Origin of the sequence: Spirillospora sp. NPDC048824, assembly GCF_043198455.1 — a bacterium.
Classification (GTDB): domain Bacteria; phylum Actinomycetota; class Actinomycetes; order Streptosporangiales; family Streptosporangiaceae; genus Spirillospora.
Genome location: NZ_JBICUS010000006.1, coordinates 137,977 through 164,068 on the forward strand (window position 1 = coordinate 137,977; position 26,092 = coordinate 164,068).

25 protein-coding genes, 1 pseudogene and 1 riboswitch are annotated in these 26,092 nt (G+C 71.6%); of the genes and pseudogenes, 12 read left to right on the top strand and 14 right to left on the bottom strand.

Features of this window, described 5'->3' with window-relative positions; genetic code table 11:
- Positions 1–83 precede the first annotated feature (83 nt).
- Both ACGFIS_RS13845 and ACGFIS_RS13850 read left to right on the top strand, forming a co-directional pair.
- The gene (locus ACGFIS_RS13845) at positions 84–680 is read left to right on the top strand and encodes a PadR family transcriptional regulator (RefSeq protein WP_392911746.1); all 597 of its coding nucleotides are present in this window, start codon (positions 84–86) and stop codon (positions 678–680) included.
- A complete protein-coding gene (locus tag ACGFIS_RS13850; RefSeq protein ID WP_392911748.1) occupies positions 677–1,900 on the top strand; it encodes an FAD-dependent monooxygenase in 1,224 nt (407 codons plus the stop codon). The genes ACGFIS_RS13845 and ACGFIS_RS13850 overlap by 4 nt, the downstream gene beginning before the upstream one ends.
- 62 nt (positions 1,901–1,962) lie before the next feature.
- Here the strand turns inward: ACGFIS_RS13850 and ACGFIS_RS13855 are convergent, their stop codons facing one another.
- Positions 1,963–3,603 carry an FAD-dependent monooxygenase gene (locus ACGFIS_RS13855; RefSeq protein ID WP_392911750.1) on the bottom strand — a complete coding sequence of 547 codons (1,641 nt, stop codon included), beginning with the start codon at positions 3,601–3,603 and terminating at the stop codon, positions 1,963–1,965.
- A gap of 193 nt (positions 3,604–3,796) precedes the next feature.
- Between ACGFIS_RS13855 and ACGFIS_RS13860 the strand changes: the two genes are divergently transcribed.
- Positions 3,797–5,254, top strand: coding sequence for an FAD-dependent oxidoreductase (locus ACGFIS_RS13860; RefSeq protein ID WP_392970948.1), 1,458 nt, complete (start codon positions 3,797–3,799; stop codon positions 5,252–5,254).
- Between the two features lie 116 nt (positions 5,255–5,370).
- Here the strand turns inward: ACGFIS_RS13860 and ACGFIS_RS13865 are convergent, their stop codons facing one another.
- The 4 genes from ACGFIS_RS13865 to ACGFIS_RS13880 form a co-directional block, all read right to left on the bottom strand.
- A complete protein-coding gene (locus tag ACGFIS_RS13865; protein ID WP_392911755.1) occupies positions 5,371–6,231 on the bottom strand; it encodes an NAD(P)H-binding protein in 861 nt (286 codons plus the stop codon).
- 121 nt (positions 6,232–6,352) lie between these two features.
- Positions 6,353–7,366, bottom strand: a complete 1,014-nt coding sequence (locus ACGFIS_RS13870) for a methyltransferase (RefSeq protein WP_392911757.1) — start codon at positions 7,364–7,366, stop codon at positions 6,353–6,355.
- A 43-nt stretch (positions 7,367–7,409) separates the two neighbouring features.
- Positions 7,410–8,660 (bottom strand): FAD-dependent oxidoreductase, encoded by a 1,251-nt coding sequence (locus tag ACGFIS_RS13875; protein WP_392911759.1) that lies wholly within the window; start codon positions 8,658–8,660, stop codon positions 7,410–7,412.
- A gap of 14 nt (positions 8,661–8,674) precedes the next feature.
- Positions 8,675–9,532: an LLM class flavin-dependent oxidoreductase gene (locus tag ACGFIS_RS13880; RefSeq protein WP_392911761.1), complete on the bottom strand. Its 858-nt coding sequence runs from the start codon at positions 9,530–9,532 to the stop codon at positions 8,675–8,677.
- Between the two features lie 237 nt (positions 9,533–9,769).
- Here ACGFIS_RS13880 and ACGFIS_RS13885 point away from each other — a divergent pair, with 237 nt between their 5' ends.
- Entirely contained in the window at positions 9,770–10,771 is a 1,002-nt protein-coding gene (locus tag ACGFIS_RS13885; RefSeq protein WP_392911764.1) for an LLM class flavin-dependent oxidoreductase, read from the top strand.
- Positions 10,772–10,860: 89 nt separating this feature from the next.
- Here the strand turns inward: ACGFIS_RS13885 and ACGFIS_RS13890 are convergent, their stop codons facing one another.
- Together ACGFIS_RS13890 and ACGFIS_RS13895 are read right to left on the bottom strand one after the other, a co-directional pair.
- Positions 10,861–12,267 carry an NAD(P)/FAD-dependent oxidoreductase gene (locus ACGFIS_RS13890; RefSeq protein ID WP_392970951.1) on the bottom strand — a complete coding sequence of 469 codons (1,407 nt, stop codon included), beginning with the start codon at positions 12,265–12,267 and terminating at the stop codon, positions 10,861–10,863.
- Positions 12,268–12,318: 51 nt separating this feature from the next.
- Positions 12,319–13,152, bottom strand: coding sequence for an MBL fold metallo-hydrolase (locus ACGFIS_RS13895; protein ID WP_392911769.1), 834 nt, complete (start codon positions 13,150–13,152; stop codon positions 12,319–12,321).
- Positions 13,153–13,344: 192 nt separating this feature from the next.
- Between ACGFIS_RS13895 and ACGFIS_RS13900 the strand changes: the two genes are divergently transcribed.
- The 5 genes from ACGFIS_RS13900 to ACGFIS_RS13920 all read left to right on the top strand — a co-directional run bounded on the left by ACGFIS_RS13900 (position 13,345) and on the right by ACGFIS_RS13920 (position 16,686).
- Entirely contained in the window at positions 13,345–14,172 is an 828-nt protein-coding gene (locus tag ACGFIS_RS13900; protein WP_392970954.1) for an SAM-dependent methyltransferase, read from the top strand.
- A gap of 7 nt (positions 14,173–14,179) precedes the next feature.
- Complete coding sequence (locus tag ACGFIS_RS13905; RefSeq protein WP_392911773.1) at positions 14,180–14,410, top strand: hypothetical protein; 231 nt, start codon at positions 14,180–14,182, stop codon at positions 14,408–14,410.
- Positions 14,411–14,468: 58 nt separating this feature from the next.
- Positions 14,469–15,311: a helix-turn-helix domain-containing protein gene (locus ACGFIS_RS13910; RefSeq protein ID WP_392911776.1), complete on the top strand. Its 843-nt coding sequence runs from the start codon at positions 14,469–14,471 to the stop codon at positions 15,309–15,311.
- A gap of 42 nt (positions 15,312–15,353) precedes the next feature.
- Complete coding sequence (locus ACGFIS_RS13915; RefSeq protein WP_392911778.1) at positions 15,354–15,551, top strand: DUF397 domain-containing protein; 198 nt, start codon at positions 15,354–15,356, stop codon at positions 15,549–15,551.
- 343 nt (positions 15,552–15,894) lie between these two features.
- The gene (locus ACGFIS_RS13920; RefSeq protein WP_392970957.1) at positions 15,895–16,686 is read left to right on the top strand and encodes an ATP-binding protein; all 792 of its coding nucleotides are present in this window, start codon (positions 15,895–15,897) and stop codon (positions 16,684–16,686) included.
- A gap of 36 nt (positions 16,687–16,722) precedes the next feature.
- Here ACGFIS_RS13920 and metE read toward each other — a convergent pair whose 3' ends face one another.
- Together metE and ACGFIS_RS13930 are read right to left on the bottom strand one after the other, a co-directional pair.
- A complete protein-coding gene (gene metE / locus ACGFIS_RS13925) occupies positions 16,723–18,969 on the bottom strand; it encodes a 5-methyltetrahydropteroyltriglutamate--homocysteine S-methyltransferase (protein ID WP_392970960.1) in 2,247 nt (748 codons plus the stop codon).
- Positions 18,970–19,071: 102 nt separating this feature from the next.
- A riboswitch (cobalamin riboswitch) is annotated at positions 19,072–19,290 on the bottom strand.
- A 31-nt stretch (positions 19,291–19,321) separates the two neighbouring features.
- A complete protein-coding gene (locus ACGFIS_RS13930; RefSeq protein WP_392971254.1) occupies positions 19,322–20,014 on the bottom strand; it encodes a histidine phosphatase family protein in 693 nt (230 codons plus the stop codon).
- Positions 20,015–20,233: 219 nt separating this feature from the next.
- Here ACGFIS_RS13930 and ACGFIS_RS13935 point away from each other — a divergent pair, with 219 nt between their 5' ends.
- Together ACGFIS_RS13935 and ACGFIS_RS13940 are read left to right on the top strand one after the other, a co-directional pair.
- On the top strand, positions 20,234–20,653 hold the full coding sequence (locus tag ACGFIS_RS13935) for a YciI family protein (protein ID WP_392911786.1): 420 nt from the start codon (positions 20,234–20,236) through the stop codon (positions 20,651–20,653).
- Positions 20,650–21,795: an RNA polymerase sigma factor gene (locus ACGFIS_RS13940; protein WP_392970963.1), complete on the top strand. Its 1,146-nt coding sequence runs from the start codon at positions 20,650–20,652 to the stop codon at positions 21,793–21,795. The genes ACGFIS_RS13935 and ACGFIS_RS13940 overlap by 4 nt, the downstream gene beginning before the upstream one ends.
- Positions 21,796–21,833: 38 nt before the next feature.
- Here the strand turns inward: ACGFIS_RS13940 and ACGFIS_RS13945 are convergent, their stop codons facing one another.
- Positions 21,834–22,730 carry a helix-turn-helix domain-containing protein gene (locus ACGFIS_RS13945; RefSeq protein ID WP_392970966.1) on the bottom strand — a complete coding sequence of 299 codons (897 nt, stop codon included), beginning with the start codon at positions 22,728–22,730 and terminating at the stop codon, positions 21,834–21,836.
- A gap of 103 nt (positions 22,731–22,833) precedes the next feature.
- Here ACGFIS_RS13945 and ACGFIS_RS13950 point away from each other — a divergent pair, with 103 nt between their 5' ends.
- The gene (locus ACGFIS_RS13950) at positions 22,834–23,709 is read left to right on the top strand and encodes an aldo/keto reductase (RefSeq protein WP_392911794.1); all 876 of its coding nucleotides are present in this window, start codon (positions 22,834–22,836) and stop codon (positions 23,707–23,709) included.
- On the opposite strand, the gene ACGFIS_RS13955 is transcribed toward ACGFIS_RS13950, so the two are convergent.
- From ACGFIS_RS13955 to ACGFIS_RS13970, 4 genes and pseudogenes are all read right to left on the bottom strand, one after another.
- A complete protein-coding gene (locus tag ACGFIS_RS13955) occupies positions 23,710–24,222 on the bottom strand; it encodes an IS5 family transposase (protein WP_392970969.1) in 513 nt (170 codons plus the stop codon). It lies immediately after the preceding gene.
- Positions 24,219–24,467, bottom strand: a pseudogene (locus ACGFIS_RS13960) (transposase); the annotation flags it as partial. The gene ACGFIS_RS13955 and the pseudogene ACGFIS_RS13960, both read right to left, overlap by 4 nt.
- A 79-nt stretch (positions 24,468–24,546) precedes the next feature.
- A complete protein-coding gene (locus tag ACGFIS_RS13965) occupies positions 24,547–25,176 on the bottom strand; it encodes a class I SAM-dependent methyltransferase (RefSeq protein ID WP_392911798.1) in 630 nt (209 codons plus the stop codon).
- 170 nt (positions 25,177–25,346) lie between these two features.
- On the bottom strand, positions 25,347–26,063 hold the full coding sequence (locus ACGFIS_RS13970; RefSeq protein WP_392911801.1) for a hypothetical protein: 717 nt from the start codon (positions 26,061–26,063) through the stop codon (positions 25,347–25,349).
- Between the last annotated feature and the right edge of the window lie 29 nt (positions 26,064–26,092).

A 26,092-nucleotide genomic window follows, 5' to 3' on the forward strand; every position in this document is an offset into this window, starting at 1 on the left:
TCGGCGTACGTCCGCGATGTCATAGTTGACACTGACTATTTATGGCTGGATAATCAGAGCTGGCTAGAGGTGAGGAGGCTTCGATGGAGAGACGGCGCAAGGTGGGGAACCCGCTGGCCCTGGCCGTGCTCGCCTGGCTGATGCTGGAGCCGATGCACCCGTACGAGCTCGGCCGGCGGCTGAAGGAGACCGAGCAGGACCGCAGCATCAACTACAACCGGGGCTCGCTCTACATGGTGGTGAAGCAGCTGGCCAAGGCGGGCTTCATCGTCGAGCAGGAGACCGTCCGCGACACCCAGCGCCCGGAACGCACCGTCTACGCGCTCACCGGGGAGGGACGCGCCGAACTCCACGACTGGCTCAGCGAGCTGGTCGCGCAGCCGCGGCACGAGTACCCGCACTTCGGGGTCGCGCTGTCGCTGCTGAGCGTCCTGTCCCCGGACGAGACCGCCGGGCTGCTCAACACGCGGCTGACCGCCCTGACCGCCGAGATCGACGAGATCCGCGGCCGGGTGGACGCGGCCACCGCCGAGGGCGTCACGTGGGTGTTCCTGGTGGAGGAGCAGTACAGGGTCACCATGCTGGACGCCGAGTGCCGTTTCGTGGCCGACCTCATCGAGGCGATGGAGCACCCGGACTACATCCGCACATGGAAAGAACTGTTTGGGAGCCGAACATGACTGCAGCAAGGACGGCACTGGTCATCGGCGGAGGGATCGCCGGACCGGCCACCGCGATGGCGCTCAAGAAGGCCGGCATCGAGGCGACCGTGTACGAGGCGTACGCGAGCACCGCCGAGGGCGTCGGCGTCACGCTCACGATCGCGCCGAACGGGCTCAACGCCCTCAAGATCATCGGCGCGTACGAGGCCGCGCTCGGCATCGGCCAGCCGCTGACGCGCGGGCAGATGTACGACGGGTTCGGCGAGAAGATCGGCGAGTTCCCCGGGCTGGAGGGCCTGCCGCCGAGCCGCGGGCTGTGGCGGGACACGCTGTGCCGCGTCCTGCACGAGACCGCCGCGGGGCAGGGCATCCGCGTCGAGTACGGCAAGCGGCTCGTCGACGTCGAGGAGTCGCCGGACGCCGTCACGGCCCGGTTCGACGACGGCACCACCGCGACCGCCGACGTGCTCGTCGGCGCCGACGGCATCAGGTCGACCGTCCGCAGGCTGATCGACCCGAAGGCGCCGGAGCCCGACACGACCCGGCTGCTGAACTTCGGCGCGGCCGCCGACATCGCCGTCCCGTCCGACCGCGAGTCGTCGTACTTCGTCTTCGGCAAGCGCGGCTTCTTCGGCTACTGGGTGCAGCCCGACGACCGCACCGCCTGGTTCGCGAACCTGCCCCACGACCGGCCGCTGTCGTCGGCGGAGGCGCGCGAGACGTCCAAGGCCGACTGGCTCGCGCGGCTGCGCGAGCTGTACGCCGACGACAAGCCGTGCAGCGACATCCTCGCGCGCACCGAGGCCGGCGACCTGGCCGTGCTCGGCTCGCTGGAGAACATGCCGAAGGTGCCGACCTGGCACCGGGGGCGGATGGTGCTGGTCGGCGACTCCGCGCACGCGCCGTCCTCCAGCTCCGGCCAGGGCGCCTCGCAGGCCATCGAGAGCGCCGTGCAGCTCGCCCGCTGCCTGCGCGACCTCCCCGACCCGCAGAGCGCCTTCGCCACCTACGAGGAGCTGCGCCGCGAACGGGTCGAGAAGGTCATCGACCGCGGCAACAAGACCAACAGCAGCAAGACGATGGGCACGTTCGCCAAGGCGATGATGAAGCTGATGATGCCCATCATGATGAAGACGTTCCTCAACCCGGAGAAGACGCTGGGTCCCGAGCAGCGCTACCTCATCGACTGGGACGCCCCGGTGACGTCGCCGCAGACGGCGGCCGCCGCCGGAAGCTAGCCAAGTTCCGCCCCCGGCCCACGCCGAGCCCCCGCGGCGCCGGGCCGGGGCGGAACCTCCGTTCAGGCCCGCGCGGACGGGTGCAGGACGCGGTGCAGGGCCTCGGTGAGCTGCGCGTGCGGGTCACCGGCCGCCGACGGGCACCGCCAGGCGACGTACCCGTCCGGGCGGACGAGGACGGCGCCGGCGCGGCCCAGCCCGTAGCGGGCGTCGAAGACGCCCTCGACATCGAAGAGCTCGGCGGCGTCCCGGCGCCCGCGGTCCGCCGGCCCGGCGACCCGGTACGCGCGCAGCGGGACGCCGGAATGTGCGGCGATCTTGTCCGCCGCGTCCGTCCACGCCGCGCCGTCCTCGCCGGTGAGCAGAACGAACGCGTCATGGAACAGGTCGTGGACGGTGATCCGCTCGCCGTCAATCCGCCCGCCGTCCGTGGCCCCGGTGAGCATGTCGAGCCACAGGTGCGGTGCGCGTGTGCCGGGCGCCGCGCCCTGGTCCAGGCCGCCGCCGTAGACGGGGCCGTGCCCGGCGCCGATGACGGCGGCGGAGTCGTAGCGCTGCCCGAACGTGCACAGGACGTCGTCCACGTCGTCGCCGTCGGGCTCGTCGCCGAACCTGGCCTGCTGGCGGCGGACGGTGATGTCCGCGAGCGCCAGCGCGGCGGGCCGCCGTTCCGCCTCGTAGGTGTCCAGCAGCCCGTCCGACGCCCAGCCGCCGGTCACGGCGGCGAGCTTCCAGGCGAGGTTGTGGGCGTCCTGCACGGCGGCGTTCGCGCCCATCGCGCCCGCGGGCGGCCACACGTGCGCGCTGTCGCCGACGACGAACACCCGCCCGGCGCGGAACCGGTCCGCGACGCCCACCGCCTCCTCCCAGCAGGCGATATCCACGATGTCCAGCGGCACGTCCGCGCCGATCACCGCGCGGGCCGCCTTGCGGCAGCGGTCGTCGGTGAAGTCGTCCGGCGACTCCTCCGCCGGGTCGTAGGTGAAGCTGATCGCCCACTGGCCGGGGACGGCGGTCGTCAGGAACGACCCGAAGCCGCCGATCTCGGGGTTGACCACGATCCAGAACATCGCGCGCTTGGTGACGATGTCCGACAGGTCGGCCCGGACGACGAACGTCACCCAGCTCTGCGTGACGCCCGGACCCTCGCGGACGATGCCCGCCGACGGCCCGGTCCGGCCGCGGAAACCGTCCGCCGCGATGACGTGGCCGGCGCGGATGACGCGCCGCCGCCCGCCGTCGCGGTCCCCGATCTCGACGGTGACGCCGCCGGCGTCGGGGTTGACCGTGAGGCACCGGGTCCCGAACCGGATGTCGGCGCCCTTCGCCCGCGCGGCCTCGATGAGGATCGGCTCCACGGTGCGCTGGTCGGCCATCTCGAACTCGCACGCCGTCACGTCGGGCAGCGACGTCCGCGCCTCCTCGCCGAGCAGCCAGTTCCACTCGCCGGACAGGGACTCGCACCGGACGACGCCGGACTCCCCGTCGAACGGCCGGCCCGCCTCCCGGATCAGCGGCTCGACGCCGAGCGGCCGGTAGAGCTCCATCGTCCGCTGGTTGATCCCGCGCGCGCGGCCCTGCACCGACACGTCCGGATGGCGGTCCACCAGAATCGAGCGCACCCCGTGGTGCGCCAGGAACAGTGCGGACGCCAGCCCGGCGTAGCCGCCGCCGACGATGAGCACCGGAACGGTCTCGTCCATGATCGACCTCCATCCTTCCCACGGCGAGGCTCGCACGGGCGGCTAGAGGCGCACTCGCCTCCGGCGAGCGACGCCACGCCTCCGGCGAGTGCCCTTCGAGCGCTCCTCCACCGGGCGTGGACGTTCCCCGGCGACGATCCGGAAGTGCGCCGTCCCTGCCGCCGGCGCCCTGCCCAGCACGAGGAGAGCAGCCGTGACGCAAGCCCGGGCGACCACGGACGACCCACGGATCGTCATCCTCGGCGGTGGCGTCGCCGGCCTCGCCGCGGCGATCGCCCTGGCCCGGCGCGGCCTGCCCGCGACGGTGGTCGAGCGCGACCCCGCCCCGCCGGACGACCGGGACCCGTTCATGGACTGGCGGCGGCGCGGCGTCCCCCAGTTCCGGCTGCCGCACGGCTTCTCCGCCAGGACCCGCAACCTGCTCGCCGAGCACGCGCCGGACGTCCTGGAACGGCTCCGCGGCGGCGGCATCGAGGTGATCAACCTCTTCAAGCGGCTCATCCCCGAGGAGCTGTGGCGGCCGTCCGACGACGACTTCGCCAACCTGTGGGCGCGGCGCGCCGCGTTCGAGCTCGCGCTGCGCCGCACCGCCGAGGCCGAGGCGGGCGTCACCTTCGCATGCCCGGCCGTCGCGACCGGCCTGACCTTCCTGCGGACGCCCGGCGAGCCGCCCCGCGTGACGGGCGTCCGGCTGGCCGGCGGCGGCGAGCTGCCCGCCGGCGTCGTGCTCGACTGCGGCGGGCAGCGCACGCCCATACCCCGCTGGCTCGCCGCCGAGGGCGTGCCCGTCGCCGCGGACGTCCAGGACTGCCAGACCGTCTACTTCAGCCGCTACTACCGGTTCACACCCGGCTGCGACCTGCCCAAGACGGCCGTCGCGACGCTGCGCGGCGAGGCCGACGGCATCTCCTACATCGGCTTCCCGGGCGACAACGACACGTTCGCGATCTGCTTCGAGGGGCATCCCGGCGACGAGGACCTGCGGCTGCTGCGCAACACGTGGGCGTTCGAGGCCGCCGCGCGCGCCGTCCCGGACGTGGCGCCCTGGGTCGACCCGTCCAACGGCACCCCGCTCGACGGCGTGCAGATCATGGGCGGGCACCACAACGTCCGCAGGCGCTACGTGGTGGACGGGGAGCCCGCCGTCCTCGGCCTCCTGCCCGTCGGCGACTCCCTGTGCACCACCAACCCCGCCTACGGGTGGGGCGCGGCGATGGCGCTGACCTACGCCTTCACGGCCGCGGCCTGCGTCGGGCGCCACGGCGGCGACCCGGCCGCGATGGCCGTCGCGTACGAGGACGCGGTCGGACGCGAGGCCGACGCCGTCTACCGCGAGTCGGCGGCCATGGACCGCGCCCGCATCTACCGCATCACGGGTGAGGACGTACCGGAGCACGACCGGGCGGAGATGGAACGGCAGCGGCTCATCGCGGAGGGCGTGGCGAGCGGTGTGCTGCTCGACGTCGAACTCGGCCGCGCGTTCAACCGCCGCGTCAACCTCGTCGGCCCCGCCGACGCCGTCCTCGGCAACTCGGACCTGGCGGTGCGCGCCCGGCAGCGCCGCGAGGACTCCGAGGCGGACGGGCCCCCGCCCACCGCACCCGGCCTCCGCAAGGTGATCCGCGCGGCCAGGCCAGGCGCCACCGTCTGACCCCGCACAGCGCGAGACCCCGCACAGCGCGAAAGCCCGCACAGGCGGCGGGCCCCTCGGGTGGTCATCTCCGAGGGGCCCGCTCAGTTCCCGGTGGTTACGGGGTCTGGTCGTGGTTACGGGGTCTGGTCGCGGAAGTCGTCCAGGTGGCGGGCCAGCCACGTCTCGAACGTCGCGGGCGGCCGGCCGAGGAGGCGTTCCGCGTCCGGGTGCGGGACGCCGCCGCGCAGCGGGCCCGGCTCCGCCATCGAGGCCAGCAGCCCGTCCACCAGGTCCGGCGGCATCCCGGCGCGGGTCATCCCCTCCCTGGCCTGCGCCGGGTCCACGCCGACGAACTCCAGCCGCCGCCCGAGCGCCTTGCCCAGCCGCGCCGTCAGCTCCGGCGCCGTCAGCGCCTCCGGGCCGGTGAGCTGGTAGGACCGTCCGCCGTGCCCGCTGCCCGTCAGGCACGCGACCGCGCACGCCGCCACGTCCGCCGGGTCGATGATGGCGCGGGCGACGTCGCCGTACGGCTGGAACACCTTGCCCTGCGACGCGATCGACCGGCGCCACTGCAGGACGTTCGTCGCGAACCCGGCGGGGCGCAGCGCGGTCAGCTCCGCGCCCGACTTGGCGAACGCCTCCTCGGACGCCGCGTGCGCCCGCCCGTAGGAGTCGGTGCCGGCGACGGGCGGGTTCGCCGCCACCGACGACAGCTTCACCACCCGGCCGACGCCGCGTTCACGTACCGCGTCGGCGACGGCCAGTTCGTGCTCGAGCGCGTCCGGGCTGGTGGCCATGAACACGGCGTCCACGTCCCGGAGGGCCTCCAGGACGGCGCCGGAGTCCTTGAGGTCTCCGGCGAAGACCTCGGCGGACCCGCCGAGGCGGGCCCGTCCGGGATCGCGGGTGAACGCGCGGACCCGTTCGCCGGCGGCGGCGAGCCCGGCCACGACGTGCCGCCCCACCCCACCCGTCGATCCGAAAACCAGGAACATCGGTCGCCTCCTCAACGTGATGCCTGTGGTGATGCCTGTACGGACACAGAGCGGAGCGGCCGCGCCCGGCGGAGCCGCGGGCACGGCCGCTCCCTGGCCTGGATCCGTTTTCCGACCTGGATCAGCGCGCCTTCCGGGCGATCACCAGGGTGTCGTCCTCGCCGAGGTCCTGCGCGGTGACGCCGGTGAACCCGGCACCCTCCATGTGCTCGCGCAGCTCGCCGACCCCGTACTCCGAGCCGCCGTCGGTGACGAGCAGCATGTCCAGGCTGACCAGCAGGTTCGCGGACCGGCTGGACGCGCGGTCGAGGATGCGGTCGTAGACCAGCAGCACCCCGCCGGGGTTGACGCTCTCGTACGCCTTGCGCACCAGGAGGCCGCGCTGGTCGCGGTCCCAGTCGTGCAGGACGTGCCCGAGGACGACGATGTCCGCGGACGGCAGCGGGTCGGCGAAGAAGTCGCCGCCGTGGAACGTCACCCGGTCGGCGAGGCTCTTCTCGGCCACCAGCTCGTCGAAGAACGGCTCCATCTGCGGCAGGTCGAACACCTTGCCGGACAGGTGCGGGTGCGCCTTGACGATCTGCGCCGTCAGCGCGCCCCGGCAGCCGCCGACGTCCAGCACCGACCCGTACCCGGACCAGCCGTCGTAGGCGGAGATGAGCTGCGGGCCCAGCACGCGCGTGAACGCGTCCATCGAGTGGATGAACTGGCCGAGGATCTTCGGGTTCTGGACGACCGCATCGAAGCTGCTGCCCGTCTGCGACTCGCCGGTGCGCAGCGCCTCGGACAGCCGCCCCCACGCCGGGTACAGGTTGCGGTTGGAACGTTCGATGAACCCGCCGATGTAGGACTCCTGGCCGCGCACGAGGTAGCGGTCCGCGCCGGGCCGGTTGTGGTAGCGGCCGTCCTCCTTGGCGAGCAGGTCCAGCTCGACGAGAAGGTCGAGCCAGTCGGCGAGGCCCCGGCCGTGCAGCCCGAGAGCCCCCCGGATCTCCTCCTGCCCTGCCGGATTGTCGTGCAGCGTCGTGAACAGGCCGAGTTCGACGGCGGTCAGTACTGCCTTCGCGTCGCAGAAGGCGTTGGCGAGTTGCAGAATTCCGGATGGGGTTCCGGTGTCCGGGGCGGTGGTCGTCACTGCGTTCTCCTCATTCTCCGCATTGCTTCATTGCCTCATTGCCTCATTGCGCCGGTGTGGTGGACTGCTCGGTCTCGTTGACGTCGATCTTCTTCATTGACCATTTGGCGATCCGCAGCGACATGTCGATCGCCTCCGTCGCGTATCCGACCATTTCCCGCTGGTAGCCGGTGACGGCGTCCGCCGGTTCCCGCTCGCCCCGGAAGGCGGCGGTGAGCGCCCGGCACAGACCCGCCGCGTCGCGAAGCGCGGTGTTGGCGCCGACCCCGCCGGTCGGCGGCATCGTGTGCGCCGCGTCCCCGAGCGGGATCACGGGCCCGGCCGGCCACGCCTCGACGGGCATCGTGGCCCGCAGCGCGAGCGGGTAGGTCTCCTCCGGCTGGGCGTGGGCGAAGACGGCGCGCAGGTCCGGGTGCCAGCCGGCGGTCTTGTCGAGCACCAGCCGGCACAGGTCCGCGCCGCTCATCGCGAAGAACGCGTCGTCGGAGAGCCCCAGGTGGTCCTGGTGGACGCTGAAGACCGACATGTAGTAGTCGTCGGTCTCGTCGAACTCCAGGCCCGGCCACAGCCGTGCCGCCGCCTCCCGCGGCGGGGTGCGGAACACCATCGGCATCCACGCGAGCCGGACCCCGTCGGGGGCGGTCACGTTGACGAACTGGTCGCGCAGCACGTCCGGGATGCCGGCGCCGATCGCCGTCGCCCGCGGCGTCCGGGTCAGGATCGCCCGCACCCCGAGGTCGTGGTGCCGGTCGCCGGGCCGCAGCTGGGCGCGCACCTGCGAGTTCGCCCCGTCCGCGGCGATGAGCAGGTCGCCGGTGTCGCGGTGGCCGTCGGCGAAGTGCGCCACGACCTTGCCGCCCACCTCCTCGTAGTGCGTGAACCGGCTGCCCCAGCGCACCGCGTCGCCGAGGCCCGCGAGCAGGACGCGGCGCAGCGTGACCCGGTCGACGGCGTCCACCTTGTCGGGGTCGTCGCCGCGCGGGTCGCTGAACTCGGGAGCCCACGCCTTGACGAGCTGCTCGTCGTAGGCGACCAGGCCCTCCTGCCTGCGGGCGTTGGACGTCGCCACGAGCAGGTCCTGCGCCCGGCGGGGCAGGCATTCGCGGAGCGCCCGCTCGCCCTCGGGGCTGATCCGCAGCCGGTAGCCCTGCATCCGCCCCACCGGCGAGTGGTCGCGCTCATGCACGACGACGTCGTCGAAACCCGCCTGCCGCAGGCCCTGCGCGAGGGCGAGCCCGCCGATGCCGCCGCCGATGATGATCGTGCGCGGGGCCGGTCCCGGGGTCGCTTCCATGGGGTCCACCCCGCTCAGCGGAACACGACGCCGGCGATCCGATCCAGGTGATCGGGATCGGCGGTGACGGACAGGAGCAGCAGCTCGTCGCAGCCGTTGGCCGCGTAGCCGTCGACGACGTCCCGGAGCATCGACTCGTCCGAGATGGCGCCCTTGGCCAGGTGCGCGGCCATCTCGCCCATGTAGGAGTAGTACTTCATCATGTGCTCGGTGGCCGCCTCCTTGCCGCCGGGGCCGAGCGCCACGTAGCAGTTGGCGCCCATCCGCGGCGACCCGTCGCGCTTCTCCTCCGCCCACAGCTCCTTGACCCGGTTGACGACCTCCGGGTACTTCTGCGGCGGGCCGCCGGGGGAGATCCACCCGATCCCGTACCGGGCCGCGCGGCGCAGCCCGGCCGGCGAGTGGCCGCCGACCCAGATCGGGATGTCGCCGTTCACCGGGCGGGGGCCGACGCCGGGCACCGGGCCCTCGCCCCGCCACACCTCCCGGAGCTCCTCGATCATCGCGTCCAGCCGGCGGCCGCGGCTCGCGTGGTCGGTGCCCGTGGCGGTGTAGTCGTCCTCGCGCATCCCGGAGGACACGCCGACGACCAGCCGCCCGCCCGACAGCCGGTCCAGGCTGGCGAGCTGCTTGGCCAGCTCCACGGTGCTCGGCCGGGACGCGGCGAGCAGGATCGCCGTCGTCAGCCTGATCCGCTCGGTGACCGCCGCGGCGGCCGACAGCGTCACGATGGGGTCGTAGTTGTCGTAGACCACCCGGTCGACCACCGTCAGGCTGTGGAATCCGAGCCGTTCCGCGCGGCGCGCGAACTCGATCAGCTGCGCGCCGCCGGCACCGGGGACGGTCGTCGGCAGGCAGACTCCGATGTCCATTCGAACTCTCCTCGCACTCGTGCACGGACTGGCTGTGGCCGCCATCGTCCGGAAAAGGGATGGGGTGCCGGTCGAGCCTCGATGGAAATGGAATCCGCGCCGCCGGAGGAGTTCCGCCCGCTCTGTAAGTCGCCGGTCGAGGACGACTCGACGACGCCTTGAGCCTTATTGCGCGCCCTATCGGCCATATCTATCTTTAAGGAATCGGTGTGCGGCTAATTCCGGGAGGGCTGATTCTTGAAACTGGGAGCGATCATCGAATGGGCGGACGATCTCACCGAATTCCGGGATCTGGTCCGGCTGGCCGACGCCCTCGGCTATGACGTCATCGGGGTCGGGGACACGCCCGCCCGCGCCTGGGAGCTGTACGTCTCGCTCACCGTCGCCGCGCAGGAGAGCCGGAACGCGACGCTGACGCCGATGGTCACCACGCCGTTCCTGCGCCACCCCGTCGCCACCGCCACCGCCGTCTCCAGCCTCGACGAGCTGACCGGCGGGCGGATGATGCTCGCCCTCGGCAACGGCGGCAGCGTCCGGCGCGTCGTCGGGCGCTCCCCGGTCGCGACGCCCGCCGAACTGCGCGACTACGTCACGGCCGTGCGCGCCGTCCTGGACGGCGGGTCGGCGCACGTCGACGGGTACGACACCGAGGCCCTGACCCGCGTCCGCCCCATGCCGATCTTCGTCGCCGCCGACTACCCGGCGAGCCTCCGCCTGGCCGGTGAGCTGACGGACGGGGTCGTCACCACCGTCGGGATGTCGGAGGAGCGGGTGGCGCGGAAGGTCGCGGCCGTCCGGGAGGCGGCGGAGAAGGCCGGACGCGATCCGGGGGCCGTGCAGATCTGGGGGTTCAGCTTCATCTCGGTCAAGGGGACCCGCGCCGAGGCCAACGCCGAGATCGGTGCCGCGCTGGCCTCCGACGTCGCGCTGCGGCTGAAGTCACCGCACATGCGCGGGACCGTCCCGCCCGAGCTGCTCGGCGCGGTGGAGGAGATGGAGCGGCGCTACGACGTGTGGGACCACACCGTCGGCGGGAAGAACGCCACGCTCCTCGAAGAGCTCGGGCTCGTCGACCTCGCGCTCGGCATGACCGGCATCACCGGCGACGTCGCGCAGGTGGCCGAGCATCTCGGCCGGCTCGAGGCGGCCGGCCTGACGGGCGTGTTCGCCGCGCTCCCGCCGCTCGCCGACCGGCCCGGGACCGTCCGCGGCCTGGCCCAGGCGGCGTCCCTCACCTGAGCCCGTCCCTCGCCCGGGACGCGAAACGGCGCACCACGCCCCCCGCGTGGTGCGCCGCTCGCGTGTCCCCGATCGGCTCGCGTTCCCGGTCAGCTCGCCTTCGCGGCGTCGGCGCGCCCCAGCCCGAGCTGCGGCCGGGTCACCAGGTACAGGCCGCCGACGGCGTTGTCCGGGTCGAACGGCGACGCCTTGATCTCGTGGACCCGGTTGAGGTTGTTCAGCGGGTTCGGGTCGCCGCTGTCGGCCCCCTGCAGGTGCTCCCGGACGGCCTTGTAGGCGTTCTCGGCGTCGTCCATGTCGGCGATGCCGGTGATGATGCGGTCGAAGGCGTCCTGGAGGTGCAGGTGGTCGCGCTCGTCGGACGTCAGCCGCTGGGCGTTGTAGAAGTGGTACTCCTTGCCCCGGTAGCTCTCGTAGAACACCGACACGAGCAGGAGGAGCCGCTCGTAGGCGTGCCGGTAGACGGTCTCGTAGAACCGCCACGCGTCCTCCTCGGCGACCTCGCCGCGCAGCACGCTCGCCACGGACGCCGCGCCGAGCATGGCGCTGTAGGTGGCGAGGTGGACGCCGGACGACAGCAGCGGGTCCAGGAACGCCGCGGAGTCGCCCGACAGCAGGTACCCGGGGCCGGCGAAGCTCTCGGACACGTACGAGTAGTCCTGCTCGGTCTTCATCCCGGTCACCTGCTCGGCGCCGTCGAGCATGTTCTGGATGGCCGGGCACTGGGCGAGCGCCTCGTCGTAGACCGCCTGGATGTCGCCGTCCAGCCGGGCGCGGCTGTCGTTGAACAGGTCCCGCCCGGTCACCAGGCCGACGCTCAGGTTGCCGTCGTGCTGGGGGATGCCCCAGATCCACCCGTTCGGCAGCGAGAGGATGGCGATCGCGCCCTCCGGCCCCTTGCCGAGCGGCTTGAAGTTCTTCCAGTACGCCCAGGTCGCGACGTTGCGGAACACGCCGTGGAAGCGGCGGTTCTTCAGGTGGCGGGTGGCCAGCACGCCGCCGCGCCCCGAGCAGTCGATGACGTGCCCGAACGCGATCCGGCCGCGGACGTCGGGCCGCCCGGCCTCCTGCCACTGCGCGGCGACCGCCCGGTCGCCGTCGAACTCGATCTCGCGGACGCCCACGCCCTCGACGACCTCCACGCCCAGCTCGCGGGCGTGGTCGAGCAGGATCTTGTCGAACTCGCTGCGGACGACCTGCCAGGCGTTGACGTTGTCGGAGCCCTGGTCGGAGAAGTTGACCTCCCACTCCTCGGGGCCCCACTGGAAGTAGGCACCGCCCTTGGGCTGGAAGCCGTGCGCCTGCACCTTGTCCCAGACCCCGGTCAGCTCGAAGATCGGACGGCAGGACGGCAGGATGGATTCGCCGATGTGGTAGCGGGGGAAGGTGTCGCGTTCCAGCAGGGTCACCTCGAATCCCTCGCGGGCCAGCAGGGAGGCCGCGGTGGATCCGGCGGGCCCGCCGCCGATGATCAGGATCTGGGTCGATTCGCGCATGGCCGCAGCATCGGCCCGGCCGATGGAAGACCACTCGCGATCCGAGCGAGGTCAGCTCCGGTGGGGGGTGAACGTGTGCGTCTGGCCGCGGTCGACGTAGGTGACGTCTCCGGCCAGGCCGCGGCGCTCGAGTTCGCGGCGGAAGTCGTCCAGCGACGACGTGAACACGGTGTAGTCGTCGTAGTGGATCGGGACGGCGTTCGCGGGGCGGATCGTCTCCAGCAGGTCGGCGCCCTGCGCGGCGTCCATGGTGACGAGGAGCCCGCCGGGCAGCTTGGTGCCTCCCAGGTGCAGGACGGCCAGGTCGATGTCGCGGTTGCGGCGCGCGATCTGCTGGATTCCGTCGAACATGAGGGTGTCGCCGGTGATGTAGAGGCGGAACTGGACGTCGCCCGTGGCGGGGCCGAACTCCAGGAGGCTGCCCATGACCGGTGGGAGGAGCATCTTGGCGGGGCCGGGCGCGTGCCGGCCGGGCATGGCGGTGATCCGCAGCAGCGCCCCGTCCTTGACGAGGGTGTGCGACTCCCAGAAGCGCAGGCCGACCGTGTGGCGGAACCGGTGCCGGCCTTGCAGGCGGCGGGACGCGTGCGGTGTGGTGATGATCGGCAGGCCCCGGTCGAGCTTCGCGCGGGCCACCCGGTCCCAGTGGTCGCCGTGCAGGTGGGACAGGACGACGGCGTCCAGCTGCGGTAGTTCGTCGGCGCTCAGCGCGGGCTCGGTCAGCCGCCGCGAGGTCAGCCCGTGCCCGAGGTACGCGCGCTGCCCGCGGTGCAGGAAGTTGGGGTCGGTCAGCAGCGTGAACGGCCCGCAGCGCAGCAGCGTGGTCGCGTTGCCGATGAACTGCATCGTGAGCTGCCTCAGCGCGAGTTCCGGCGCGGTCTTCATGGTCGTCCCCCCTCCGTCCGATGCGATAGCCCCGGTCATGCCCCTGACCTGCGGGTCGAACCCCCGCATCCTCGCCGGGCGGCCGGACGCGGCGAACCGTCACCGGCGGCCGGACCCGGCGGAACCATCCCCGGGGGAACGGACATGTTTCATAATTCGTGCATCACAAGTTGCGGCGACGGAGGCGAAACGGTGAGCGACATCGAAAAGGCTCCACCTGGTGTGGACATCACGGTCCCGAGCCCGGCCCGAATGTACGACTACATCCTCGGCGGCACGGACAACTACGAGGTCGACCGGAAGGCCGCGGAGGCGGTTCGCGCGCAGATGCCCGAGCTCGAGGACGCGGCCTGGGCGAACCGGGGGTTCCTGCAGCGTTCGGTGCGGTGGATGGCCCAGCAGGGCATCCGGCAGTTCATCGACATCGGCGCCGGCCTGCCGACGATGAACAACACTCACGACGCGGCGCAGGCGGTCGCGCCCGACGCGCGGGTCCTGTACGCCGACAACGATCCGATGGTCGCGGTACATGCGAACGAGTTGCTGGCCGGCTCGTCCGGGACGGCGTTCATCGCGGCGGACTTCCGCGATCCGGAGGGTCTGCTCGGGCACGAGGACACCCTGGCGATGATCGATTTCGGGGAGCCGGTCGCGCTCCTGGCGGTGGCCCTGACCCACTTCGTGCCGGACGAGGACGACCCGTGGGGCCTCATCCGGCGTTACATGGACCGGCTGGTGCCCGGCAGCTACCTGGCCCTGTCGTCCATCACCAGTGACCGGCAGGTCGACAGGGCGGTCGGCACGGTCCGGGAGGTGTACTCCCGCGCCTCGGCCGGCGCCCGTCCGCGGACCCGCGCGGAGATCGAGCGCTTCTTCACCGGCCTGGAGATCGTCCCGCCGTACGAGGGGGCGCGGGCGGACCTCACCTACGTCGGCATGTGGGGCGCCGAAGACCCCGAAGCCGCGGACAGTGATGGGTCGCGGTGGGGCTACTGCGCTGTGGCGAGGAAGTCAGAGTGAGGAAGAGATGAAGAAGCCGTCCGTGGAGGAACTGGGCGTCGACCCGGACACCCTGGACTGGAAGCGCTCGCAGAGTGACGAAGGCGTCATCGAGGTCGCTTTCGTCGGCGAGTGGACCCTTTTGCGCACGTCAGGCGACCTCGTCTCGGTGTTCGACGAGCACGAGTGGGCCTGTTTCCTGGACGGCGTCAGGAACGGCGAGTTCGATCACGCCGGTTCCTCCCCGACAGATCTGTGATTCACAAATTCGGAAGGCGTATGATGATGCCGGCCGTATGTCAAGGGAGGTGGTTCCTGTGAGCGACGCGTACGGGGCCACCGTCGCCAAGCGGGGGCTGGCACGCCGCTTGAGGGACTTGCGCGTCGAGGCGGGATACACGGCCAACCAGGTCTGCGACCGGTTGAACTGGGGTCGGGGCAAGGTCGGGCGGTTCGAGGCCAACACCTGGGTGCGGCCCGAGCTCAGCGACATCCGCGACCTGGCGCGCATCTACGGCGGCAGCGATCTCGACGAGCTCGAAGAGCTGGCGACGCGCGCGCGGCAGCGGGCCTGGTGGCGTGACTACCCGGAAGTGTTCGACAACGAGTTCCCCGGTTTCGAGGGTGACGCGTCGGACATCCGGGTGGTCATGCCGCTGGTGCTGCCGGGGCTGCTGCAGACCCTGCCGTACATGCAGGCGCTGCTGAGCTCGGGATCGAAGCCGCCCGAGTGGCGGGAGCGGTCGCTGCGGGCACGGCTGCGGAGGCAGCAGGCCCTGGACCGGGACGACGGGACGGCGCCGAAGCTGGTCGCGCTCGTCACCGAGGCGTCCCTGATGTACGAGTGGGGCGACGCGGGGGACCGCCGAGCCCAGCTCCGCCACCTGCTGTCCATGGCCGGGAGGCAGAACGTCGAGCTGAGGCTGCTGCGCCTGTCGGACGGCCTGCACCCGGGCATGTCGACGCTGGTCAACATCTTCCGGTTCCCCGGCAGTGAGCCGCCCATGGTCTTCCTGGAGAACGATGCCGCCATCGACCAGATCGACGACCCCGGCAAAGTGGAGGCACATGACCGCATCTTCGAGCAGATCCGCGAGGCGGCGCTGAGCACCGCCGGCACCGCGGAACACCTGGAGAAACTGATCACGACGCTGGAGTAGACCGACACGCTGGAGCAGACCGACACGCTGGAGCAGACCGACATGGACCTCTCTCAGGCACGGTGGTTCAAGGCCACCGCCAGCGCGAGCAGCAACGGGGGGTGCGTCGAGGTCGCCGACCTCGAGACGGCCACCGGGCTGCGCGACAGCAGGACACCGGAGGCCGGGGCGCACGTCGTCGCCCGGTCCACGTTCGCATCGTTCCTCGACGATGTGCGTGCGGGCCGCTACGACCGCTGACCGGGCCGCACACCAGATCCCCCAGGGCTGCACCCCTGGGGGATCTTCATGTGTGCGGCCCTCTCTCAGGCGTCGTCAACGCTACAGCGCCGGCGCCGGCCGGTCGCGCCTCCGCCGGTACACGCTCAGATCGCCGCGGGGAGATGCGTTTTGTATGCCTTAGGGGGCATTCGGTGAACGTCTCAACTGCGCTTGGGTGACCTTTGTGGTGTGCCGGGCCTTACCCCCCGGAATGTGCGAAGCTTGGATCTGTGATTCACACATAGCGAGTCGCGAACCATCAAGGTTCATGTCGCGAATGTCTGAATCATGAATGACTCCGCGAACTCTGAGGGTGGGCGTCATGACGAAGACCGCGACGATGTGCGGGATTCCCTGGAGACTGGAGAACGGCGGCTGCGCCGCGCTCCCCCTGCCCGGGGACGAGTCCATCGCCGCCGTGGCCCGGGGCCATGTCGCGGGTCTGCTGCCCGCGCTCGGGCTGTCCGTCCAGGACGTCGACGACGTCACCCTCATGGTCAGCGAACTCGCCACGAACGTCCTGCAGCACGCCACGTCCGGCGAGCGGCCTCCCGTCGCCGAACTCTGGGTCTACCAGCGCGGCGACGGACGAGGCCACGACGAACTGGTCGTCAAGGCGTTCGACACGCTCAGGGACTGGCGCGACGGCGGCCGGGCCTCCCACGAGGACCGCCCCGCCGAAAGGCTCGACCACGGCCGCGGCCTGGAGATCATCGACATCCTCGCCAAGGGCCGGTGGGGGCACCATCCGACCCGGTCCCGGCTGAGCTCACCGTCCGTCCGCGGGAAGGCGACCTGGTTCGCCCTGCCGATCCCGCGCACACGCATCGCACGCGGCCGCCGCAGCGGCCGGGCCGTCGACGGGAAACAGGCCGCGAAGGTCCTCCACTCGCTGCTCGTCCAGCGCGGCATCGACGGCTTCACGCCCGAGGAGGAGCTCGGCGTCTGCGGGCTGTCCGGGTACGGCGACCTGAAGGTGTGGTGCGAGGACGCGATGTTCCGCTGGCGCGCCGGCTCCGGCGAAAGCGGAGGACTTCCGGTCACCGACATCACCGAGGCGTGCGAGCAGGTCGTCCAACTCTGCGAGGCGCTGGACGACGTCCACGTGGTCTGACCGTACGGGGGGGACGGTCAGACCACGTGGAACCCGTCAGCCGGCCACGTCCTCCCGCACGCGCCGCGCCGCCGTGACCAGATTCCGCAGTGACGCCTCCGTCTCCGGGTAGGCGCGCGTCTTCAACCCGCAATCGGGGTTCACCCACAGCCGCGCCGGCTCGACGGCCCGCAGCGCGCGCCGCAGGTTCTCCTCCATCTCCCCGGCGCCGGGGACGCGCGGGGAGTGGATGTCCCACACGCCGGGCCCGATGCCGTTCTCGTACCCGGCGGCGCGCAGGTCGCCGACCAGTTCCATGTGCGAGCGGGCCGCCTCGACGCTGGTGACGTCGGCGTCCAGCGCCCCGATCGCCCCGATGATCTCGCCGAACTCCGAGTAGCACATGTGGGTGTGGATCTGCGTGGTGTCGGTGACGCCCGAGGTGGCGAGGCGGAACGCGCCGACCGCCCAGTCCAGGTAGGCGGGACGGTCGGCGTCCCGCAGCGGCAGCAGCTCGCGCAGCGCGGGCTCGTCCACCTGGATGATCCTGATCCCGGCCGCCTCCAGGTCGGCGATCTCGTCGCGGAGGGCGAGCGCGACCTGCCGGGCGGTGTCGGCGAGCGGCTGGTCGTCCCGGACGAACGACCAGGCGAGCATGGTGACCGGGCCGGTCAGCATCCCCTTCACCGGCCTGTCCGTCAGCGACTGCGCGTACGTCGCCCACTCCACCGTCATAGGACGGGGACGCGCGACGTCGCTGTGCAGGATCGGCGGCCGGACGTACCGCGACCCGTACGACTGCACCCACCCGTGCTCGGTCGCCGCGTACCCGTCGAGCTGCTCGGCGAAGTACTGCACCATGTCGTTGCGCTCGGGTTCGCCGTGCACGAGGACGTCCAGCCCCAGGTCCTCCTGCAGCGCGATGACGCGGGCGATCTCGTCCTTCATCGCCCGCTCGTAGGCGTCGGCGGTGATACGCCCGGCGCGGCGGTCGGCGCGGGCCCGGCGGATCTCGGGGGTCTGCGGGAACGAACCGATCGTCGTCGTGGCCAGTTCCGGCAGCCCCAGGGCGTCCCGCTGGGCGGCGAACCGGGCGGCGCGGTCGCCGCGGCGCGTGTCGCCGATCGACCCCAGCCGTTCCCGGACGGCCCGGTCGACGCGCGCGGCCGGCGCCGGCGCGTCGGCCGGGGCCGGGACGTCCTCGCGCAGCGCCCGGCCGAGCGCGACGACCTCGGCGACCTTCTGCCGGGCGAACGCGAGCCGGCCCCGGACGCCGCCGTTCAGCGACGTCTCGGAGTCCAGGTCGATCGGGACGTGCAGCAGCGAGCAGGACGTGCTCACCACCACCTGGTCGACGAGCCCGAGCAGCGACGCGCAGACGGCCCTGGCCCGCCGCTGGTCGGCGCGCCACACGTTGCGGCCGTCCACGACGCCCGCCACGAGCGTCTTGCGCGGCAGCCCGCCGACCGAGGCGAGCACGTCGACGTTGCCGGGCCCGGCGGCGAAGTCCAGGCCGATCGCCTCGACCCGGCCGCCGGCCAGGGTGCGCAGCGCGTCCGCCCCGATCGTCCCGAAGTAGGTGGCGACCATCAGCCGGGGCCTGCTGGTCAGCCGCCCCAGCCGCGCGTACGCCCGCGCCAGCGCGCCGATCTCCTCCTCGCTGCGGTCCGCGACCAGGGCGGGCTCGTCCAGCTGCACCCACTCCGCCCCCGCGCCCGCCAGGCGTTCCAGCACCTCGGCGTACACGTCGACGAGCCCGTCGAGCAGATCGAGCGGACGGAACCCCTCGGGCGCGCCCGCCTCGGGCTTGGCCAGAAGCAGGTAGGTCAGCGGGCCGACGAGCACCGGCCGCGTCTCGACGCCGAGCGCCTTGGCCTCCCGGTACTCCGCCAGCGGCTTGGCCGCCGCCCCCTCGGCCAGCCGGAACCTGGTGCCGGGCCCCAGCTCCGGGACGATGTAGTGGTAGTTCGTGTCGAACCACTTGGTCATCTCAAGCGGCGGGACGTCCTGGACGCCGCGCGCCATCGCGAAGTAGCGGTCGAACCCGGTCAGATGCCGGTACCGGTCCGGGACGGCGTCGACCAGCACGCTCGCGTCGAGCATCTGGTCGTAGAACGAGAACGTGTTCGACGGGACGGCGTCCAGGCCGGCGTCGCGCAACTCGTTCCAGACCGTCGCGCGCAGTTCGGCGCCGGCCTTCGCGAGCGCGTCGGCGTCGGCGCGTCCCGCCCAGTAGTCCTCGGTGGCGAACTTCAGTTCCCGGCGGGCCCCGATTCGGGGATATCCGAGGATGGTCGTGCTCATGGCGGCTTCCCTCGCTGTGCCACAGGCGGCCTTCGGAAGGACGAGCGCACGGCGAACCCCGCGCCGCAGACCGTCCCACGAGGCCGCAGACCACCGCGCACCGGCCGGTGCGCGGGCGGAGGCAGGTCTTCGGACTCGCGGGCACCGCCTCTTCCGAGGCGTCCTACTGGCCGTCGCTTCCCAGGCCGCGTGGCCCAGTGCGTGATGACGGCGGTCGTTCCCGCTCACCGCTGCGGGGCAGTCCCGGAATCACACCGGGTTCCCTCTTACGACACCCGGACCCCCACAGGGCACGGGTGAACCATCCGCACAAAGGAGTCTATCGCCCGGCCCGCGAACCGGCCCCGTGCACCTAATCCAGGTGTGCGGACGGAGTGGTCTCCTGAGTCGTGGACGCCTCGGCCAGATGCATCGTGCCGCCGCAGACGACGACGCGGAGCCCGTACTCCCCGCTCGGACGCCACAGCTCGACGACGGCGCAGTTGGGGACGACGCACGTGCCGTTGAAATGGCGGAAGCCCCGCATCGCCGCCACGTCGGGGTCGGTGACCCCGGTGAGCAGCGACCACATCACGGCCTTCATGAAGAGGCCGTGCGAGAAGACCGCGATCAGGCCGTCCTCGGGACGGTCGGCGAGGCGCTCCAGGAAGGCACGGGCCCGCGTGATGAGCGCACGGAAGGACTCTCCGTCACCTTCGTTGACGTAATCGGGGTCGAGTCGTTCCCAGTAGTCGTCGGCGAGGGGCCGCCGCTGCGCCCCCGTGGTCCTCGGCGCATGCAACCCGCCCAGGAACGTGAACTCCTGGACGGGCCATTCCTCGTAGGGCACCTCGGGAAACCGCTCGGCGGTCGGCCGGGCGGTCTCCTGTGCGCGGAGGAACGGCGAGCCGACGATGAGGGCGGGCGGCGCGGTGAACGCCGCGGCCATCCGCTGGGCCTGCTCCCGTCCGCGGGCGGTCAGCGGAGAGGCTGCCGGCCCGTTCGTCGGCAGCCCGGCGTTCGACTCGCTCTGCCCATGCCGGATCAGCCACACCCGCCGCACCATGATCACGCCGACAGACTGACACACGGGCTCGGCGGCATGGAACATCGGATGAGCCGCACGATGAGAGGTCGGCGCTGAGGGCGCGGGCCGCTGCGGACGCGAGGCGGCTCGTCCAGAGGGCCAGAATGGTCGGGACGGCGATGTCGAGAACCCGTGACCGGCTTCGTCCCCGTGGTGAGGGCGAGCACGAGGGTGGCACCAGCACTTAGGAGAATCACGATGGCCAAGTACCTGCTGCTCAAGCACTACCGCGGCGCTCCCGCCTCGGTCAACGACGTGCCGATGGACAAGTGGACGCCTGAGGAGATCTCGGCCCACGTGAAGTACATGGAGGACTTCGCCTCCCGCCTGGAGGCGAACGGCGAGTACGTCGACGGCCGGGCGCTCGCGCCCGAGGGGGTGTGGGTCCGCTACGACGGCGAGGGCCGTCCGCCCGTCACCGACGGCCCGTTCGCCGAGACCAAGGACCTCATCGCCGGCTGGACGGTGATCGACGTCGACAGTTACGAGCGCGCGATCGAGCTGGCCGGCGAGCTGTCGGCCGCTCCCGGGGCGGGCGGCGAGCCGATCCACGAGTGGCTGGAGGTCCGGCCGCTCCTGACCGCGCAGCCCGACGTCACAGACTGTCATCTCGGGTGAACGAGGTTCTGCTCCGGAGCCTCACGCCGAACGTCCTGACGATCCTCATCCGCCGCGGAGCCGACTTCGCCGCGGCCGAGGACGCCGTCCAGGACGCGCTGGTCGAGGCGATCCGCGTCTGGCCCGACGACCTGCCGCGCGATCCCAAGGGCTGGCTGGTCACCGTGGCCTGGCGCAAGTTCCTCGACGCGGCCCGCGCGGACGCGGCCCGCCGCCGGCGTGAGGACACCGCCGACGAGGAGCCGCCGCCCGGCCCCGCACCCGAGCGCGACGACACGCTCCAGCTCTACTTCCTGTGCGCCCACCCGTCGCTGACGCCGTCGTCCGCGGTCGCGCTCACGCTGCGCGCCGTCGGCGGCCTGACCACCCGCCAGATCGCCCAGGCCTACCTGGTGCCCGAGGCGACCATGGCGCAGCGCATCAGCCGCGCCAAGCGCACCGTCTCCGGCGTGCGGTTCGACCGGCCCGGCGACGTCGCGACCGTCCTGCGCGTCCTCTACCTGGTCTTCAACGAGGGCTATTCCGGCGACGTGGACATGGCCGCCGAGGCCATCCGCCTCACCCGGCAGCTCGCCGCCGCGATCGACCACCCCGAGGTGGCGGGCCTGCTCGCCCTCATGCTGCTCCACCATGCCCGGCGCGCCGCCCGCACGGCGTCCGACGGCAGCCTGGTGCCGCTCGCCGAGCAGGACCGCCGCCGGTGGGACACCGACTCGATCGCCGAGGGCATCGGCATCCTGCAGGCGGCCCTCGCCCGTGACCGCCTGGGCGAATACCAGGCCCAGGCGGCCATCGCGGCGCTCCACGCCGACGCGCAGGCCGCCGAGGAGACCGACTGGGTGCAGATCGTCGAGTGGTACGACGAACTCGTGCGCCTGACGGACAGCCCGGTCGTCCGCCTCAACCGCGCGGTGGCCGTGGGAGAGGCCGACGGCCCCCGCGCCGGCCTGGCGGCGCTGGCGTCCCTGGACGACTCGCTGCCCCGCCACACCGCGGTGGCGGCCTACCTCCACGAACGCGACGGCAACCTGACGACGGCGGCACGGCTCTACGCGGAGGCGGCCCAGAAGGCACCCAACCTCGCCGAACGCGCCCACCTGACCCGCCAGGCCGCCCGCCTCAACACGTCCCACCGCCCCTGACACCCGCTCACCGGGTGGTGCCGTCTGTGGCGCTGCCGCTACTCGCTGGACGCGTGGAGGGTGGAGCGCGGGAGTTCGGCCTGGTCGTCCGTTTCCTCGGCGTCCTGTGTCGCGGCCCACGTGCCGAGCAGCCGGAGCGCCTCCGCGGAATGCGATCCGGGTTCCACCGCATAGGTGTAGAGCCAGCGCTCCCCGTCCTGGAGTTGCAGCGCCTCAACGTGCATGACGAGGTCGCCGACGACGGGATGGTGGAACCGCTTGGGGCCGCGGCAACGCACGTCGACGTCGTGCTCGGCCCACCAGCTGCGGAACTCGGGACTGGCGACGGACAGTTCGCCGATCAGCGCGTGCAGCCGCCTGTCGCGCGGGTAGCGGCCCGCGGCCTCCCGCAGCACCCCGACGCTCACGCGCGCGTTCATCTCCCAGTCGGCCAGGAGATCGCGCGCCGCCGGCTGCAGGAACAGCCAGCGGGGGTGGCTCGCCGCCTCGGACGGCATCGGTTCGAGTCCCACCAGCAGCGCCCGTCCCATGCGGTTCATCGCGTGGACGTCTCCGCGCGAGTCGACGACGATCGCCGGGAACTGGAGGCTGTCGAGCATCAGCCGCATGCCCGCGTCGAGGGGCGGGAGCCGAAGTTCGTCGGGCTTGGGCACGACGGTCGACCGGACGAGGTTGTGGAGGTACAGCCGCTCGACCTCGGCCAGCCGCAGGGCGCGGGCGATCGCGTCCAGCACCTGATCGGACGGCTGCAGGTGCCGGCGGCCCTGCTCAAGGCGGGCGTAGTAGTCGAGGCTCAGGCCGGCCAGCATCGCGACCTCCTCGCGTCGCAGGCCCGGGACGCGGCGCCGGCCGCCGGTCTCGATGCCCACGTCCGCAGGCCGCACGCGCGCCCGCCGGGTGCGGAGGAACTCCCGCAGCTCATCGTTCTTGGCCATGCTCCAACGGTATGCGCCGGACGTGCCCGGCTGGGTGGGTCTGCGCGTCCCAGGATGCCGCCGCCACTCGTGGGGACGGCGCACACGCCCGCATAGTCGACGCATGACCACCATCACTCAGACCTCCCGGCTCGGCGACAGGACCGTGCGGCGCATCGGCTTCGGCGCGATGCAGCTCACCGGCCCGTGGGTGCTCGGCCCGCCCAAGGACCCGGACGCGGCCCGCGCCGTGCTGCGCCGCGCCGTCGAACTCGGCGTCGACCACATCGACACCGCGCAGCCCTACGGTCCCGACGTCGTCAACGAACTCATCGCCGAGGTGCTGCACCCCTACCCGGACGACCTCGTCATCGCCACGAAGGTCGGCGGCGCCCGCGACGCGGAAGGCGGATGGGTCCGGGCGTCCCGTCCGGAACAGCTGCGGGCGACCGTCGAGCAGGACCTGCGCACCCTGCGGCTCGAACGCATCGACCTGGTGAACATGCGTTTCGGCGTCGGAGGCCCCGAACCGGACACCGTCCCGCTCGCCGAGCAGCTCGGCGCCCTGACCGACCTGCGGGACGAGGGCAAGCTCGACCTCATCGGCCTCTCGACCACCTCGGCCGACGTCGTCAAGGCCGCCCTGGAGATCACCCCGATCGCCGAGGTGCAGAACGCGTTCAGCATCGCCAACCGCACGGACGAGCCGGTCGTCGACCTCTGCCGCGAGCACGGCATCGCCTACGTCCCCTACTACCCCCTGGGTTCCGCGTTCACCGGCGGCCCGAAGGCGCTCGCCGCCGATCCATCGATCGCGTCAGTGGCCGCCAAGCACAACGCCTCGGCGTCCCAGATCGCGCTCGCCTGGCTGCTGGCCCACTACGACCGCATGCTCCTGATCCCCGGCACAAGCTCGGTGGCGCACCTGGAAGAGAACCTGGCCGTCGACAGCATCCGGTTGGACGCCGAAGACCTGGCCGCCCTAGGCCGTGTCCCGTGATCATGTGACGGGGTCGCGGAGCCAGATGCGGATCGAGGCGACGTCGATGGTGCCCTGGTAGATGCGTTGTCGTTTGTCGTAGCGAGTGGCCACGGCACGATGCTGGCGGAGTTTGTTCACGCAGCGCTCGACGGTGTTGCGTTCTTTGTAGGCCTCCCGGTCGAAGACCGGGGGCCTGCCGCCTTTGGAGCCGAGTCTCGTGCGGTTGGCGGCCTGGTCCTTCTTCATCGGGATGACGGCCTTGATGTTGCGTTTGCGCAGGTAGCGGCGGTTGGTGCGAGAGGAGTAGGCCTTGTCGGCCATCGCCCTGGCCGGCCGGTTGCGGGGTCGTCCAGGGCCACGGCGCGGGATGCGGATGGACTTCAGCAGCGGGATGAACTTCGGGCAGTCCGCGTGCTGGCCCGGGGTGAGGATCCGGCTGATCGGTCGGCACCGCCGATCGGCCACCAGGTGAATCTTCGTGGACAGCCCGCCCCGTGACCGTCCCAGGGCCTCCCGACCCGCCGACGTCACTTCGTGATCTTTGTAAGCCCCTTTGAAGGCAGGTCGACGGCCGGAGCGTGCCGTGCCCCGGCCGCGTGCTGGTGCGCGCGGACCACAGTCGAGTCCGCGCTGACCGTCCAATCCTCGCCCTCGACCTCGTCGCAGCCCGCCCGCAGCCCGTCCAGGATCCGCTCCCACGTCCCATCCAGCGACCACCGGCGATGCCGGTTGTAGACCGTCTTCCACCTGCCATAACAGGGCGGCAGGTCACGCCACGGCGTGGCCGTAGTTCAGACGTTCCTCATCCACATGGATGATCTACACCAAACCGCCCCCAAAGGCCACGGGCACGATCTAGGGGAGGCGGGCCAGCAAGTGGGCGTCGAGGAAGCCCCGCTCGGAGGCCGGGTCGTGGAGCAGCCGGGCGAACGGGAGGAGCCCGGCCCCGGCCAGCAACTCGGCGAACCGGTCCGCTGGCCAGCTATAGGCGGGCGTCACCTTGTGGTCGAAGCGGACCGGCTCCGATCCGTCGGTCGCGAAGAACGAGACCAGGAGCAGGCCGCCCGGTGCCAGCACACGCACCTGCTCGGCGAGCAGCGCGGGCAAATCCCCAGGAGGGGTATGGATCATCGAGTAGTGGGCCAGCACGCCGCCGAGCGCGCCGTCCTCGACCGGCAGGGCCTCCATCCGCGCCTCATCAAACCGCAGCGCCGGATGGGCCCGCCGGGCGTGGTCGACCATGCCCGGGGAGAGGTCGAGCCCGAAGGCGTCCAGCCCCAGATCGTGCAGCATGGCCGTCAGATGTCCAGGCCCGCACCCGACGTCGACTGCCCGCAGGTTCCCCGTCCCGCGCACCAGCTCAGCGAAGGTACCGATCATGTTCCGCGAGAACGGCTGCGTCTCCAACTGATTAGCGAACATCGACGCATACAGCTCGACGACCCCGTCGTAGGCCGCCCGGGTGTCGTCCTGATGTTCCATCACGGGGAAGGAAACTAGCATCCGCGCACGTTCGCAGTTTCTCGGCCCCGTGTCCCCCAACCCCTTAAGGTCTGGCTGTCCGATCACATGATCACGGGACAGGCCCTAGAACACGTGCCCCACCTGGACGGCCCAAGCTTCTGACCCGGGTGGTTCGGCCATGCTTCAGGAGTTCATCGGGTTGGGGCGGCCCGTTCCAGGAAGGACTCCATCTCGGTGAAGACCCGCCTCGGATGGCAGGTCAGCCAGCTCAGCTCCAGGACGTCCGCCCCGACGACCCGATACGTCTTGAGCACGTCACCGTCACGGAACGGAACGGGTGCCCCGGCACGCAGTTCGATCCAGCACCGGAATCTCATGCCGCGAACGACAAGCCCGATCTCCTCGATATCGACCCACTGCACGTCGAGACGGCCGCCGGGCGCCCGGAAGGACAGCGACTCCGGTGTCAGCGCCACATGCTTCGGGGACCGAAGCGTGCGTATCGCTGCCACCGCACCCCATGTGAGCAGCGCGACGAAGATCGCCGCCCCCGCCACCTGCGCAAGCCCCCCTACGATCAACGCCGCTGCCAAGCCGTACATCGCGGCCAACGCCAACAACGTCAGAGCGCCCGTCCAGGCGATCAGCGGCCTGCGCATGAAGGGGAAGACGAGCGCGGCGGCCGGTGTGCCGTCGATATCGATCTCTCCGCGCCGCGGCTCTCCCTTCCAGCGCGGCGGAAGCAGGCCCACACCGAGCAACACCACCCCGGCCCCGAAAAGATTGAAAGGGACCACCATGTTGGCGGTGGCATCGCCCCCCGCGTTCGCCGAATAGAGGCTCATCAGCCCCAAAAGGAATATGAACGCGGAGATCAGATACAGGGCCGGTCGTATCACGATCATCACCTGGCCGAGGTTGGACGCCCGTTCCCGCG

What these genes read in the sequence shown, in the direction of transcription:
- ACGFIS_RS13845 (WP_392911746.1), top strand. Translation starts at nt 84, where the DNA reads ATGGAGAGACGGCGCAAGGTGGGGAACCCGCTGGCCCTGGCCGTGCTC.
- ACGFIS_RS13850 (WP_392911748.1), top strand. Translation starts at nt 677, where the DNA reads ATGACTGCAGCAAGGACGGCACTGGTCATCGGCGGAGGGATCGCCGGA.
- ACGFIS_RS13855 (WP_392911750.1), bottom strand. Translation starts at nt 3,603, where the DNA reads ATGGACGAGACCGTTCCGGTGCTCATCGTCGGCGGCGGCTACGCCGGG.
- ACGFIS_RS13865 (WP_392911755.1), bottom strand. Translation starts at nt 6,231, where the DNA reads ATGTTCCTGGTTTTCGGATCGACGGGTGGGGTGGGGCGGCACGTCGTG.
- ACGFIS_RS13875 (WP_392911759.1), bottom strand. Translation starts at nt 8,660, where the DNA reads ATGGAAGCGACCCCGGGACCGGCCCCGCGCACGATCATCATCGGCGGC.
- ACGFIS_RS13880 (WP_392911761.1), bottom strand. Translation starts at nt 9,532, where the DNA reads ATGGACATCGGAGTCTGCCTGCCGACGACCGTCCCCGGTGCCGGCGGC.
- ACGFIS_RS13890 (WP_392970951.1), bottom strand. Translation starts at nt 12,267, where the DNA reads ATGCGCGAATCGACCCAGATCCTGATCATCGGCGGCGGGCCCGCCGGA.
- ACGFIS_RS13895 (WP_392911769.1), bottom strand. Translation starts at nt 13,152, where the DNA reads ATGAAGACCGCGCCGGAACTCGCGCTGAGGCAGCTCACGATGCAGTTC.
- ACGFIS_RS13905 (WP_392911773.1), top strand. Translation starts at nt 14,180, where the DNA reads ATGAAGAAGCCGTCCGTGGAGGAACTGGGCGTCGACCCGGACACCCTG.
- ACGFIS_RS13915 (WP_392911778.1), top strand. Translation starts at nt 15,354, where the DNA reads ATGGACCTCTCTCAGGCACGGTGGTTCAAGGCCACCGCCAGCGCGAGC.
- ACGFIS_RS13920 (WP_392970957.1), top strand. Translation starts at nt 15,895, where the DNA reads ATGACGAAGACCGCGACGATGTGCGGGATTCCCTGGAGACTGGAGAAC.
- metE (WP_392970960.1), bottom strand. Translation starts at nt 18,969, where the DNA reads ATGAGCACGACCATCCTCGGATATCCCCGAATCGGGGCCCGCCGGGAA.
- ACGFIS_RS13930 (WP_392971254.1), bottom strand. Translation starts at nt 20,014, where the DNA reads ATGGTGCGGCGGGTGTGGCTGATCCGGCATGGGCAGAGCGAGTCGAAC.
- ACGFIS_RS13935 (WP_392911786.1), top strand. Translation starts at nt 20,234, where the DNA reads ATGGCCAAGTACCTGCTGCTCAAGCACTACCGCGGCGCTCCCGCCTCG.
- ACGFIS_RS13945 (WP_392970966.1), bottom strand. Translation starts at nt 22,730, where the DNA reads ATGGCCAAGAACGATGAGCTGCGGGAGTTCCTCCGCACCCGGCGGGCG.
- ACGFIS_RS13950 (WP_392911794.1), top strand. Translation starts at nt 22,834, where the DNA reads ATGACCACCATCACTCAGACCTCCCGGCTCGGCGACAGGACCGTGCGG.